We start from the raw sequence: 12,203 nt of genomic DNA, 5'->3' as shown, positions 1-12,203 counted from the left end.
CCAACTTCGGCAAGGTCGGCGTCCTGTACGGCGGCCGCTCGGCCGAGCGCGACGTCTCCATCATGTCCGGCACCGGCGTGCTGCAGGCCCTGAAGAGCCGCGGCATCGACGCCCATGGCTTCGATCCGGCCGAACGTTCGCTGGCCGAGCTGGCCGCCGAAAAGTTCGACTGCGTCTTCATCGCGCTGCACGGCCGCTACGGCGAAGACGGCAGCCTGCAGGGCGCGCTCGAGCAGCTGGGCATTCCCTATACCGGCAGCGGCGTCATGGCCTCGTCGGTCGGCATGGACAAGATCACCACCAAGATCATCTGGCTGTCGAAAGGCATCCCGACGCCGAAATACGCGACGGTTTCCCCGGGCGACGACCTGGGCAAGGTCGTGGCCGACCTCGGCCTGCCGCTGATCGTCAAGCCGCCCCTGGAAGGCTCGACCATCGGCATCACCAAGGTGGAAAAAGCCGAAGAGTTCGAGGCGGCCGTCGCCCTGGCCGCCGGCTTCGACGAAGTCATCCTGGCCGAGGAATTCGTCACCGGCCGCGAGTTCACCGTCGCCGTGCTCGGCTCGGGCAAGGACGCGCGCGCGCTGCCGATCGTCGAGATCGTGGCGCCGCAGGGCAACTACGACTACCAGAACAAGTACTTCACGGACGACGTCCAGTACCTGTGCCCGGCGCCGCTGTCGCCGGAACTGACCGAAGAGATCCAGAAGCATGCGGTGAACGCTTATCGCGCGCTGGGCTGCGAGGGCTGGGGCCGTATCGACGTGCTGCTGCGCGAGAGCGACAACCGCCCCTTCCTGCTGGAGGTGAACACCTCGCCAGGCATGACCGGCCACTCGCTGGTGCCGATGGCCGCGCGTGCGGTCGGCATCGGCTACGAAGACCTGTGCGTCGAGATCCTGCGCTCGGCGCGCTGCAAGATGGTGAAGGCACAAGGCTGACAAGATGTGGCATGACGTACGCGCCCTGAACGCCACCGCCAGCACGCTGCTGGCGGCGACGCTGCTTGCGAGCATCGCGAGCGGCGTATGGTGGCTGAGCCAGCGGCCAATGTTCACGCTGCGCGCGGTGAAAGTCGAGAGCCTGTATGGCATCGACCTGCGCCACGTGAACGAACTGACCGTGCGCAACAGCGTATTGGGGAAAATCCGCGGGAATTTCTTCACCACGGACCTGGAGCAGGTGCGCTCGACCTTCGAAGCCGTGCCCTGGGTGCGGCGCGCCACCGTGCGCCGCGAGTGGCCGAACCAGCTGATCGTCGAGGTCGAGGAGCACGAGGCGCTCGGCACCTGGGGCGAAGGCCGCCTGCTGTCGGTGAAGGGCGACGTCTTCACCGCCAACCTGGCCGAGGCCGACGACGACCACGCGCTGCCGGCCTTCTATGGCCCGGCTGGCAGCGAAAAGGAAGTGCTGGCGCGCTTTGCCGAACTGCGCGCCTGGTTCGCGCCGGTCAAGCTGGTGCCGCAGGAACTGTCGCTGTCCTCGCGTTACGCGTGGACCGTGAAGCTGGACAACGGCATGAGCGTTGAGCTCGGCCGCGAGCGGGACAAGAATACCGTCAAGGCGCGCGTGCAGCGCCTGGTCGGGGTCTACCCGCAGCTGGTGGCCCGGCTGCAGGAAGGCCGCATCGACACCATCGACATGCGCTATCCGAATGGCCTGGCCCTGTCGTCGGCGGCACTGACCGTGCCGGCCGACGCGACCAAGCCGGTGAAGCCGTCGAAGAAGAATAAAACAACTACCAACAAAACAACCAAGCAAATCTAAAGCAGGCGAGCAATGACAAAAGACGCGAAAAACCTGATCGTCGGCCTCGACATCGGCACCTCGAAGGTGGTGGCCGTCGTGGCCGAGGTGATGTCCGACGGACGCCACGAGGTCATCGGCCTCGGTCAGCACGAGTCGAAGGGATTGAAGAAGGGCGTGGTGGTCAACATCGAGGCCACCGTCGAATCGATCCAGCGCGCGCTCGAAGAGGCCGAGCTGATGGCCGACTGCAAGATCCGCAATGTCTATGCCGGCATCGCGGGAAGCCATATCCGCTCGTTCAACTCGAGCGGCATGGTGGCGATCAAGGACAAGGAAGTCACCGCCACCGACGTCGCGCGCGTGATCGAGACCGCCAAGGCGGTCAACATTCCGACCGACCAGCAGCTGCTGCACACGGTGCCGCAGGAATTCATCGTCGACAACCAGGAAGACGTGCGCGAGCCGATCGGCATGAGCGGCATCCGCCTGGAAGTGCGCGTGCACATCGTCACCGGCGCGGTGTCGGCGGTGCAGAACATCGTCAAGTGCGTGCGCCGCTGCGGCCTGGAAGTGTCGGACCTGATCCTGCAGCCGATGGCCTCGGCCGACGCGGTGCTGACCAACGACGAGAAAGAACTGGGCGTGGTCCTGATCGACATCGGCGGCGGCACCACCGACATTGCGGTCTTCAGTGACGGCGCGATCCGCCACACCGCCGTGATCCCGATCGCGGGCGACCAGATCACCAGCGACATCGCGATGGCGCTGCGCACGCCGACCGGCGAAGCCGAGGAAATCAAGCTGCGCTACGGCGTGGCCAAGCAGGTGCTGGCCGATCCGGGCGAGACGCTGGAAGTGCCGGGCCTGGGCGACCGCGGTCCGCGCGCCCTGAGCCGCCAGGCCCTGGCCGCCGTGATCGAGCCGCGCGTGGAAGAACTGTTCGCGATGGTGCACCAGGTGGTGCGCGAATCCGGCTACGAAGGCGTGCTCTCGTCGGGCATCGTCCTCACCGGCGGCACTTCGCTGATGCCGGGCATGATCGAGATGGCCGAAGACATGTTCCTCAAGCCGACGCGCCTGGGGACGCCGGAGTACCGCGGCCAGCTCGCCGACGTGGTGCGCAGCCCGCGCTACGCAACGGTGCTGGGCCTGTTATTGGAAGCGAAAAAGCAGTACCTGCGCGGCCACATCGTGACTCGCCAGGATGGTTCGGTGAAGGCAGTTTGGCAGCGCATGAAGGAATGGTTCTTAGGGAATTTCTAAGCAGCAACTGGCGTACTCACTTGGCGTCTTTGTTTCGGTACAAAAACACATATTTTTACAATACTTAGTCGTACTCAAGTGTCAGTCCTGATAACCTTATGAGGTTTGGCGCTTGGCTAGGGCAATTTGAAAATTAGGAGTCACATCATGGAGTTCGATATGGTCGATAACGCGGCACTGGGCACGGTGATCAAGGTCGTCGGCGTGGGTGGTGCGGGCGGCAACGCGGTGCAGCACATGATCAACAAGGGCGTCTCCGGCGTCGAGTTCATCGCCGCCAACACCGATGCCCAGGCACTGGCGGCATCGAGCGCGAACAACATCATCCAGATCGGCGAATCGGGCCTGGGCGCCGGCATGCGTCCTGAAATCGGCCGCCAGCTGGCCGAGCAGACCCGCTCGCGCATCGAGGACTCGCTGCGCGGCGCGCACATGGTCTTCATCGCCGCCGGCATGGGCGGCGGTACCGGCACCGGCGCCGCGCCGATCGTGGCCGAAGTCGCCAAGACCATGGGCGCCCTGACCGTCGCCGTCGTCTCCAAGCCCTTCTCCTACGAAGGCCAGAAGTGCATGGACATCGCCGAAGCCGGCCTGGAAGAACTGTCCAAGCACGTCGACTCCCTGATCATCATCCTCAACGAAAAGCTGGAAGAGATCTACGAAGACGAATCGATGCTCGACTGGATGAAGCATGCCGACGACGTGCTGAACAACGCCGTGGCCGGCATCGCCGAGATCATCAATGTGCCGGGTCACATCAACGTCGACTTCAACGACGTGAAGACCATCATGAGCGAGCAGGGCAAGGCCATGATGGGCACCGCGACCGCCGCCGGCGTGGACCGCGCGCGCATCGCCGCCGAGCAGGCCGTGGCCTCGCCGCTGCTGGACGGCATCGACCTGTCGGGCGCCAAGGGCGTGCTGGTCAACGTGACCGCATCGCGCGGCCTGAAAGGTAAGGAGATCAAGGAAGTCATGGCCGCCGTGCGCGCCTTTGCCGCGCCGGACGCATCGATCGCACAGGGCATTGCCTACGACGACGCGATGGGCGACGAGATCCGCGTGACCGTCGTGGCGACCGGCCTGGGCAAGAACAAGGGCAAGATGCAGCTGGTCCAGCCGCAGCAGGTCCTCAAGACCGGCACCTACAATGCGCCGATGATGGGCACCGCCGGCCTGACCGGCGGCATGACCATCGGCCAGGCCAGCGTCGGCGGCGCCGGCGACGGCATGAAGCAGCCGGCCGTGTGGCGCCGCGAGCAGGCATCGGAGCAGGTGCAGGCGATGCAGCGCAACGGTGTCGAGACCTACGACATCCCGGCCTTCCTGCGCAAGCAAGCCGACTAAGCGTTTAGAAGGTTCAAACGAAAACCGGGTTCGGAGCTGACGCTCCGGTCCCGGTTTTTTTATGTCTCGCAAAAACGTAGGGTGGGCGCCCTGTGCCCACCCTACGATGTTTCCGCGCTGGCTCTCAAAAACCCGGCGCCGGCACTTCCGGAATCTGGTTGCGCAAACTGACGTTCAGCGTATTCCACCCCTTGATCACGGCGATCGCGTACCCCAGCTCCGCGATCTCGTTGTCGCTGAAGTGCGCGCGCAGTTCGGCGAAGTCCTCGTCCGTCGGCGTCGACTGCGGAATGGCATTCACCGCTTCCGCCCAGCGCAGGGCCGCGCGTTCGCGTGCGCTGAAGAAGGGCGCCTCGCGCCAGCCGGCCAGGGCGTTCAGGTGGCGCGGGTCGGCTTCCTGTTTGATGAGGTCGCGCCAGTGCATGTCGATGCAGACGCCGCAGCCGTTGATCTGCGAGACCCGCAAATTGACCAGCTCGACCAGGCGCGGGCCGAGGGAGCTCTTCTTCACGCTGTTCGACAGCGCGATCATCGCGTGCAGGCTGGGCTGGGCGTACTGGAAGAGGGGGATGCGTGCTTCGTGCGACATGATCTGTCCTTTCAGGAAAAGGGAGGCGCACCATGCGGCCTCCATCCCCTCAAGACGATCCGGCGGCCCGGTTTGTGACGGCCGCCGTCAGATCGTTTGCGGCGCGCCCACGAGCTTGTCCGGATTGCGGATCACGAAAGCGGCCACGATGCGGCCGGCGTCGACGATGAAGGACTGGGCCGATTCGATGCGCCCGTCCACATAGCGCAGCAGGCCCGGTTCGCCATTGACCAGCGCATGGCGGTAGGCCACGCGGCCGGGATAGGCATGCTCCAGCGACCAGTACACGCCGGCCACGCGCCCCGCGCCTTCGAGCACGCGCATGAAGGATTTGGCCTTGCCGCCGCCGTCGGACACCAGTTGCACGTCGTCGGCCATCAAGGCTTTCATGGCCGCGCGGTCGCCCGCGCTCGCGGCCCGCATGAAGCGCGCCAGCAGTTCGCGGTGCGCGGCTTGCGGCACCGTGAAGCGCGGCTGCGCCTGTTTCACGCGCGCTTGCGCGCGGTGCACGAGCTGGCGGCAGGCCGCTTCCGACTTGCCGAGCATGGCGGCGATCTCGGCGTAGTCCTGGTCGAACACCTGGCGCAGCAGGAAGGCGGCGCGTTCCTCGGGCCCCAGGCGCTCGAGCACCCAGAGGAAGGCGACCGAGACGTCGCTCGCCAGTTCGGCCGCGGACTCGGGCGTGCGCTCGTCGAGCTCGACCAGCGGCTCGGGCAGCCACCAGCCGATATAGGCCTCGCGCTCGAGCTTGCGGCTGCGCAGGCGGTCGATCGCCAGGCGCGTCGTCGCCGTGACCAGCCAGGCCTCGGGCGTGGCGACGTCACCGCGCTCGCCGGCGTTCCAGCGCAGCCAGGCGTCCTGCACCACGTCCTCGGCGTCGGCCCGGGTGCCGAGCATGCGGTAGGCGATGGCGAACAGGCGCGGGCGGACGGCGGCGAAGGCGGCGACGGGGACGCTGGAGGAGGGTGAAGGCATGGCGCATTCTCGGTCGGGTTGATCGTCCCTGCAAGACGGCCGGCGCGGGGCCGTTGTGACAACGCATTTGTAACAGCTTGCCGTTCGTCGGCGCAACTGTCGATCCGTCGCATCGGGTTCGGCAAGCCGGTCCTTGTGTTGTAGACTAGAAACATGATGATTTGTTCCACAATCGCGCGCAACTGGGAGTCGTTCTGGACCCTGCGCAAACGCAGGCCCGGCGACTGGTGGGCGCAGCTCCTGATTGCATCCGGCCTGGCGCTGCTTGCCTGGGCTGGCCTGGGCCTGCTGAGCATGGCCGGGGTCCTGACGACCGAGACGCGCGATCCGGCCTTCCTGCGCCGCCTGGTGACCGGCGTACTGCAGCTCTTTCTCGTCATCGCCTGGAGCGTGCTGGCCGTAGTGCGCCTGGCGGAGTGCCTGCTGTCCGAAGCTGCACTGGCCCGGCTGTCGCCGGTGCGCAGCCGGAGCGCGGCGCTGGCAGTCAGCCTGCTGCTGATCGCCGGCGTCATGCTGGGGAACCTGCTCGGGAGCGCGCTGCTCTCCTGGCTGTATCCGGACAGCGAACTGTTCGCCTCGTCGGCCCTGCGGCGCCAGCTGCGCTTCCTGCAATTCCTGCCTTTCATCGGCATCGTCGGCGCCATCTTCTGGCGCCAGCACCTGCAGCGCCAGACAATCAAGGATCAGGCCGCCGAAGCCCAGCTGCGCCTGCTGCAGGCCCAGATCGAACCGCACTTCCTGTTCAACACGCTGGCCAACATCGAAAGCCTGCTCGATGCCGATCCGCCGCGCGCCCGCGCCATGCTGGAAGCGTTTTCGGACCACCTGCGCGCTGGCATGGGCCAGCTGCGCGTCCAGGAGACCACGCTCGGCGCCGAACTCGAGATGGCGGCCAACTACCTGCGCCTGCTGCAGATCCGCATGGGCGGGCGCCTGCGCTTCGCGGTCGATGCCGGACCGCAGGCGCGCGCCGCGCTGCTGCCGCCGCTGCTGGTGCAGCCGCTGGTCGAGAATGCGATCCGCCACGGCCTGGAGCCGAAAGTGGCGGGCGGCGAGGTGCGCATCGTGGCCGAGGTCGACGCGGGACGCCTGCGCATCCGGGTGCTGGACGATGGCCTCGGCCAGGACGCGCCGCGCGATGGCAAGGGCGCCGGCATGGCGCTGGCGAACATCCGCGCGCGCCTCCAGCACCGTTTCGGCGACCGCGCCCGCCTGGACCTGAATCTGAGCCTGGCCAATACCGGCGGCGCCAGCGCCACCATCGAACTTCCGTACCGAACCACATCATGACCCGCGCCCTGATCGCCGACGACGAACCCCATCTCGCCCAGCACCTGGGGCAGCAACTGGCGCGCCTCTGGCCCGAACTCGAGATCGTGGGCGTGGCCGGCAACGGCATCGAGGCTGCCTCCCTCATCGCCGATCTCGAGCCCGATTTGGCCTTCCTCGACATCCGCATGCCGGGCATGAGCGGACTCGACGTCGCGCAAGGCATCGAGGGCCGCACGCGCGCGGTGTTCGTCACCGCCTACGACGAGTACGCGGTGCAGGCCTTCGAGCACGCCGCCCTCGACTACCTGCTCAAGCCCCTGCGTACCGAGCGCCTGCAGCGCACCATCGAGCGCGTGCGCGCCAGCCTGGCCGCGCCGCCGCACGACGACGCCGCGCTCGCCCAGGCCCTGCGCCGCCTGCTCGGCCAGCCGGCCGGCCAGCCCCAATTACGTTATCTGCGCGCGGGGAAGGGCGGCATGGTCCACAACATCGCGGTGGCCGAGGTCCTGTTCTTCCAGGCCGACGACAAGTACACGGTGGTGCGCACCGCGAACGACGAGTACCTGATCCGCACGCCGATCGCCGAACTGGCCGCGCGCCTGGATCCGGACGAATTCCGGCAGGTGCACCGCGCCACCATCGTCAACCTGGCCCACCTGGCCGGCACCCGGCGCGACGAGGCCAGCCGGCTGTTCCTGCGCATGCGCGGCTTCGACACCGAGTTGCCGGTGAGCCGCGCCTACGTGCCGCTGTTCGGGGCGATGTAATGCAGGAACGCCGAGGATCGGGCATACTGGCGGGATTTCCAAAATAACACCTGAGGAGTACGCATGACCATCCAGATTGGCGAGCACCTGCCGGACGGCACCCTGGCCGAATTCATCGAGACTGAAACCGAGGGCTGCACGCTCGGTCCGAACACCTTCCAGGTGGCCGATCTCGTCAAGGGCAAGAAGATCGCGATCTTCGGCCTGCCGGGCGCCTTCACGCCGACCTGCTCGGCCAAGCACGTGCCGGGCTTCGTCGAGAACGCCGAGGCCTTCAAGGCCAAGGGCGTCGACGAAATCTGGTGCATCTCGGTGAACGACGCCTTCGTCATGGGCGCCTGGGGCCGCGAGCAGAAGGCCACCGGCATCGTGCGCATGATGGCCGACGGCAACGCCGCCTTCACCAAGGCGCTGGGCCTGGACGCGGACTTCTCGAAGCATGGCATGGGCACGCGCTCGCAGCGCTACTCGATGCTGGTCGAGGACGGCGTCGTCAAGCAGCTGAACGTGGAGCAGGGCGGTTTCGAAGTGTCGAAGGCCGAGGCGCTGCTGGCCCAGCTGTAATGTAAATTCCGCATCACCCGACGGCGCCACGGCGCCGTTTTTTGTTCCGAGTAAGAAGTTAGGTGAATCAGTGAGTAAAGTCTCCGGCAACCTGCGCAGCATCTACGCGATGCTGATCGCCGTCTTCATGTTTTCGCTGATGGACACGGCGATGAAGCTGCTTGCCGCCCACTATCCGGCGATGCAGGTGGCCGCCTTGCGCTCGCTGTCCTCGTTGCCGCTGGTATGCGCCTATGTCGCCTGGCGCGGCGGTTTCAAGACCATGATGCGCGCGCGCTGGTCGCTGCATGTGCTGCGTGGCGCGCTGGGCATCGGCATGCTGGCGCTGTTCGCCTACGGCCTGAAGAAACTGAGCCTGGCCGAAGCCTATTCGGTCTTCTTCATCGCGCCGGCCCTGATCACGGCAATGTCCGTATTCTTCCTGAAGGAGAGCGTCAACCTGGCGCGCTGGATAGCCATTGTCGTCGGACTGGCCGGCGTGCTGGTCGTGCTGCGTCCCGAAGGGGGCGGCTTCCTGACCCTCGGCGGCCTGGCGATTCTCGGCTCGGCCGTGTGCTACGCGATCTCGGCGATCGCCGCGCGCATCCTGGCGCGCACCGACAATACGCAACAGATGATGTTCTGGCTGATGCTGCTGATGGCGCTCGGCGCGACGGCGCTGGCGGCGCCCGAGTGGGTGAGCGTCGACCGCGGCCACCTGTGGCTGCTGTGCGCCCTCGCCGTGAGCGGCTTTTTCGGCCAGCTCGCGATCACCGAGGCCTTCAGCCACGGCGAAGCCTCGGTGGTGGCGCCCTTCGAATACTCGGCGCTGGCCTGGGGCGTGGCGATCGACTGGCTGCTGTGGCAGACCCTGCCGGACAGCTACACCCTGGTCGGCGCGGCCATCATCATCGGCAGCGGTTTGTACCTGATCCGCCACGAGAAGACGCACGCCGAATCCGAGCATCCCTGATCCTGTCGCGCCAGCGCATCGGTTCTCGGCGAGGTTGCCAGACTGCAAGAGGCGGGCCCGGCAAGCTTGGTCAAGCACGGATATAATCGGTCCATGCTCAAACAACGAACCATCAAACAACTGGTGCGCACGACCGGCGTCGGGCTGCACTCGGGCCGCAAGGTCGAACTGACGCTGCGCCCGGCCCCCGTCGACACCGGCATCGTGTTCCGCCGCGTGGACCTCGACCCCATGGTCGAATTCCCGTCGAGCGCGGAAGTCGTCGGCGATACCCGCATGGCGTCGGTCCTGGTCAAGGATTCGGCGCGCGTCTCGACCGTCGAACACCTGATGTCGGCCTGCGCCGGTCTCGGGATCGACAACCTGTACATCGAAGTCACCGCCGAGGAAATCCCGATCATGGACGGCTCGGCCTCGTCCTTCGTGTTCCTGCTGCAGCAGGCCGGCGTGGAGGACCAGCCGGCGCCGAAGAAATTTATCCGCGTACTGAAGGAAGTCGAAGTGCGCCAGGGCAGCGGCAACAACGAGAAGTGGGCGCGCCTGAAGCCCCATGACGGCTTCAAGCTCGATTTCTTTATCGAATTCAACCACCCGGCAGTGGACGGCACGACGCAGAACGCCTCGGTCGACTTTGCCCAGGTGTCCTATGTGCACGACGTGGCGCGCGCGCGCACCTTCGGCTTCATGCAGGACGTGGAAAGCCTGCGCGGCATGGGCCTGGCTCGGGGCGGCTCGCTGGAAAATGCGATCGTGATGGACGAATACCGCATCCTGAACGCCGACGGCCTGCGTTACGACGACGAGTTCGTGCGCCACAAGATCCTCGATGCGATCGGCGACCTCTACCTGGTCGGCCACCCGTTGCTGGCGGCCTACGAGGCCCACAAGTCGGGCCACGCGCTCAACAACGACCTGCTGCGCGCCCTGCTGGCGCGGCCGGATGCCTACGAGATCGTGTCCTTCGATGCGCTCGACAGCGCGCCACCGTCGTATGTACGCCAGATGCGCGAGGAGTGGGCGCTGACGTAAGCGGTGTTGCCGTTGTAGGGTGGGCACCTGTGCCCACGCGGTCGTACCTCCGCGCGCCGCACGGCCGGCTGGAATGCGAAACGCATGCGTAGGCAGCCGGTTCAAGTTTTGCGTGAATGCGACGTGTGAATCCGCGTGGGCTCGAGAGCCAGTCTTTTAAAGGTGGGCTTCCCTGAAGCAATCGCAATAGCGTGGCACTATTATCTGCAGATTCCGTCCAAGTGGTACAGGAGGAATGTGCCATGTTGATGAACGAGGTGATAGCGCACTGCGCCAAGGGAAGTCCAGTCACGGTGATGACACGACTGGCGCTCCAGCATGCATTGGAGCCGGCTTGGCTCGACAAATTATTTAACGGCAAGCGCGGCAAGCAATATGAAAGGGAGTTGCTGTTCTCGACGACAGTAGACCTGATGTCGCTGGTAGCAGTTGGGTTACGTCCATCGCTGCATGCTGCTGCGCGAGAGTGCCCAGACTTAGGCGTGTCGGTGCAGGCACTGTACGACAAGATCAACCATACCGAGCCAAATCTGGTGCGTGCCCTGGTCACCGAAAGCGCAACGCGCCTGGACGCGGTGCTGGCGCCGATGATCATAGACGAGCCGCTCACAGTGCCGGGATACCGAGTACGGATCGTCGACGGCAGCCACCTGGCAGCGACCGAGAAGCGGCTCAAGCCATTGCGGGGTTTTGGCGGCGCACCTCTGCCGGGCCACTCCTTGGTCGTCTACGATCCGGACCGGAAACTGGTCATCGATATCGAGCCGTGCGAAGACGCTTATACACAGGAACGGGCGGTGATGACGTCGTTGCTCAAACGCGCCATGCCGGGCGAGCTATGGATCGCCGATCGCGCTTTTAGCACACGTGCCATCCTGGGCGAATGGAGCCGCCGCGGCTGCCATTTCATCGTGCGTGAGCACAGCAGCACGCCGAATCCAGCTACGCTCGGCGATCTGTCTTCTCAAGGGATTGTGGAAACGGGAGTCGTGTTCGAGCAGACAGTCGAGTTTGAGGGGGAAGCCGGGGAAACGATCGCGCTGCGGCGTATTGAACTGCGCCTGAACGGGGAGACCGACAGTGGAGAGAAAGTCATCCGGATCCTGACGAATCTGCCCAGCCAGGAATTCGAGGCTCCTGCAATAGCGCGTCTCTATCGGCAGCGCTGGAAAATCGAGACGCTGTTCCAACGCCTCGAATCTGTTTTGCACAGCGAAGTGAAGACGCTTGGTCATCCGCGCGCGGCCTTGCTCGCTTTCGGCATCGCCGTCATGGCCTACAACATCCTCAGCGTCATCCAGGCAGCCGTCTCGGCGGCGCATCATTTACGTGACAGCGGCATCGAGCTGTCGCCATTTTATGTCGCGCTCGAAGTGAGAAGCTGCTATGCAGGCATGATGCTGGCGACAACGGCAGACGCCTGGGCGCCTTACGATGCCATCGACGCCCCGCAGCTAAGCTGCCTCCTGCTGGAAATCGCCGTCCATGCACGGCTCAAGGCGCTGCGCAAGAACCCCAGTGCCCCCAAAAAACCGAAGGAGAAAACTACTGTGTCAGCTGCAGAAAAGCGCCGTCACGTATCGACGGCGCGTGTGCTCAAGGCAGGGTCCGTCAGCTGACACCTTTAAAGGACTGGCTCGAGAGCCCACCCTACGCCCTGTGCTGGCGCAGCCGTATTGAATTTACTTTGGGGTGT

At 65.4% G+C, this 12,203-nt stretch carries 12 protein-coding genes; 10 read left to right on the top strand and 2 right to left on the bottom strand.

Features of this window, described 5'->3' with window-relative positions:
* Positions 1–62: 62 nt before the first annotated feature.
* The 4 genes from ACSUZJ_RS20640 to ftsZ all read left to right on the top strand — a co-directional run bounded on the left by ACSUZJ_RS20640 (position 63) and on the right by ftsZ (position 4,359).
* Positions 63–941 carry a D-alanine--D-alanine ligase gene (locus ACSUZJ_RS20640; RefSeq protein ID WP_499416627.1) on the top strand — a complete coding sequence of 293 codons (879 nt, stop codon included), beginning with the start codon at positions 63–65 and terminating at the stop codon, positions 939–941.
* A 4-nt stretch (positions 942–945) separates the two neighbouring features.
* Complete coding sequence (locus tag ACSUZJ_RS20635; RefSeq protein WP_499411306.1) at positions 946–1,767, top strand: cell division protein FtsQ/DivIB; 822 nt, start codon at positions 946–948, stop codon at positions 1,765–1,767.
* A gap of 12 nt (positions 1,768–1,779) precedes the next feature.
* Positions 1,780–3,012 (top strand): cell division protein FtsA, encoded by a 1,233-nt coding sequence (gene ftsA, locus ACSUZJ_RS20630; RefSeq protein WP_499411304.1) that lies wholly within the window; start codon positions 1,780–1,782, stop codon positions 3,010–3,012.
* Positions 3,013–3,159: 147 nt separating this feature from the next.
* Positions 3,160–4,359 (top strand): cell division protein FtsZ, encoded by a 1,200-nt coding sequence (gene ftsZ / locus ACSUZJ_RS20625; protein WP_499411302.1) that lies wholly within the window; start codon positions 3,160–3,162, stop codon positions 4,357–4,359.
* A 124-nt stretch (positions 4,360–4,483) separates the two neighbouring features.
* Here the strand turns inward: ftsZ and ACSUZJ_RS20620 are convergent, their stop codons facing one another.
* Complete coding sequence (locus tag ACSUZJ_RS20620) at positions 4,484–4,948, bottom strand: carboxymuconolactone decarboxylase family protein (protein WP_499411300.1); 465 nt, start codon at positions 4,946–4,948, stop codon at positions 4,484–4,486.
* 87 nt (positions 4,949–5,035) lie between these two features.
* Positions 5,036–5,923 (bottom strand): RNA polymerase sigma-70 factor, encoded by an 888-nt coding sequence (locus ACSUZJ_RS20615; RefSeq protein ID WP_499411298.1) that lies wholly within the window; start codon positions 5,921–5,923, stop codon positions 5,036–5,038.
* A gap of 153 nt (positions 5,924–6,076) precedes the next feature.
* Here ACSUZJ_RS20615 and ACSUZJ_RS20610 point away from each other — a divergent pair, with 153 nt between their 5' ends.
* From ACSUZJ_RS20610 to ACSUZJ_RS20585, 6 genes are all read left to right on the top strand, one after another.
* Positions 6,077–7,213, top strand: coding sequence for a sensor histidine kinase (locus ACSUZJ_RS20610; RefSeq protein WP_499411296.1), 1,137 nt, complete (start codon positions 6,077–6,079; stop codon positions 7,211–7,213).
* Complete coding sequence (locus ACSUZJ_RS20605) at positions 7,210–7,962, top strand: LytR/AlgR family response regulator transcription factor (protein WP_499411294.1); 753 nt, start codon at positions 7,210–7,212, stop codon at positions 7,960–7,962. The genes ACSUZJ_RS20610 and ACSUZJ_RS20605 overlap by 4 nt, the downstream gene beginning before the upstream one ends.
* Positions 7,963–8,025: 63 nt before the next feature.
* Entirely contained in the window at positions 8,026–8,526 is a 501-nt protein-coding gene (locus ACSUZJ_RS20600; RefSeq protein ID WP_499411292.1) for a peroxiredoxin, read from the top strand.
* A 109-nt stretch (positions 8,527–8,635) separates the two neighbouring features.
* On the top strand, positions 8,636–9,478 hold the full coding sequence (locus ACSUZJ_RS20595; protein ID WP_499416625.1) for a DMT family transporter: 843 nt from the start codon (positions 8,636–8,638) through the stop codon (positions 9,476–9,478).
* 93 nt (positions 9,479–9,571) lie between these two features.
* Complete coding sequence (lpxC, locus tag ACSUZJ_RS20590; RefSeq protein WP_499411290.1) at positions 9,572–10,507, top strand: UDP-3-O-acyl-N-acetylglucosamine deacetylase; 936 nt, start codon at positions 9,572–9,574, stop codon at positions 10,505–10,507.
* Positions 10,508–10,803: 296 nt separating this feature from the next.
* Positions 10,804–12,126 carry an IS4 family transposase gene (locus ACSUZJ_RS20585; protein WP_499416505.1) on the top strand — a complete coding sequence of 441 codons (1,323 nt, stop codon included), beginning with the start codon at positions 10,804–10,806 and terminating at the stop codon, positions 12,124–12,126.
* Positions 12,127–12,203 lie beyond the last annotated feature (77 nt).

It is taken from the genome of Telluria sp. B2 (assembly GCF_051789535.1).
Lineage (GTDB): Bacteria > Pseudomonadota > Gammaproteobacteria > Burkholderiales > Burkholderiaceae_D > Telluria.
Note: the sequence above shows the minus strand (reverse complement) of the source record. Positions and strands in the feature narration are given on the sequence as shown.

Excerpts from the sequence above, each read along its gene's own strand:
- ACSUZJ_RS20640 (WP_499416627.1), top strand. The coding sequence starts at position 63 with ATGTCCGGCACCGGCGTGCTGCAGGCCCTGAAGAGCCGCGGCATCGAC.
- ftsZ (WP_499411302.1), top strand. The coding sequence starts at position 3,160 with ATGGAGTTCGATATGGTCGATAACGCGGCACTGGGCACGGTGATCAAG.
- ACSUZJ_RS20610 (WP_499411296.1), top strand. The coding sequence starts at position 6,077 with ATGATGATTTGTTCCACAATCGCGCGCAACTGGGAGTCGTTCTGGACC.
- ftsA (WP_499411304.1), top strand. The coding sequence starts at position 1,780 with ATGACAAAAGACGCGAAAAACCTGATCGTCGGCCTCGACATCGGCACC.
- ACSUZJ_RS20585 (WP_499416505.1), top strand. The coding sequence starts at position 10,804 with ATGACACGACTGGCGCTCCAGCATGCATTGGAGCCGGCTTGGCTCGAC.
- ACSUZJ_RS20600 (WP_499411292.1), top strand. The coding sequence starts at position 8,026 with ATGACCATCCAGATTGGCGAGCACCTGCCGGACGGCACCCTGGCCGAA.
- ACSUZJ_RS20620 (WP_499411300.1), bottom strand. The coding sequence starts at position 4,948 with ATGTCGCACGAAGCACGCATCCCCCTCTTCCAGTACGCCCAGCCCAGC.
- ACSUZJ_RS20605 (WP_499411294.1), top strand. The coding sequence starts at position 7,210 with ATGACCCGCGCCCTGATCGCCGACGACGAACCCCATCTCGCCCAGCAC.
- ACSUZJ_RS20615 (WP_499411298.1), bottom strand. The coding sequence starts at position 5,923 with ATGCCTTCACCCTCCTCCAGCGTCCCCGTCGCCGCCTTCGCCGCCGTC.
- lpxC (WP_499411290.1), top strand. The coding sequence starts at position 9,572 with ATGCTCAAACAACGAACCATCAAACAACTGGTGCGCACGACCGGCGTC.
- ACSUZJ_RS20595 (WP_499416625.1), top strand. The coding sequence starts at position 8,636 with ATGCTGATCGCCGTCTTCATGTTTTCGCTGATGGACACGGCGATGAAG.
- ACSUZJ_RS20635 (WP_499411306.1), top strand. The coding sequence starts at position 946 with ATGTGGCATGACGTACGCGCCCTGAACGCCACCGCCAGCACGCTGCTG.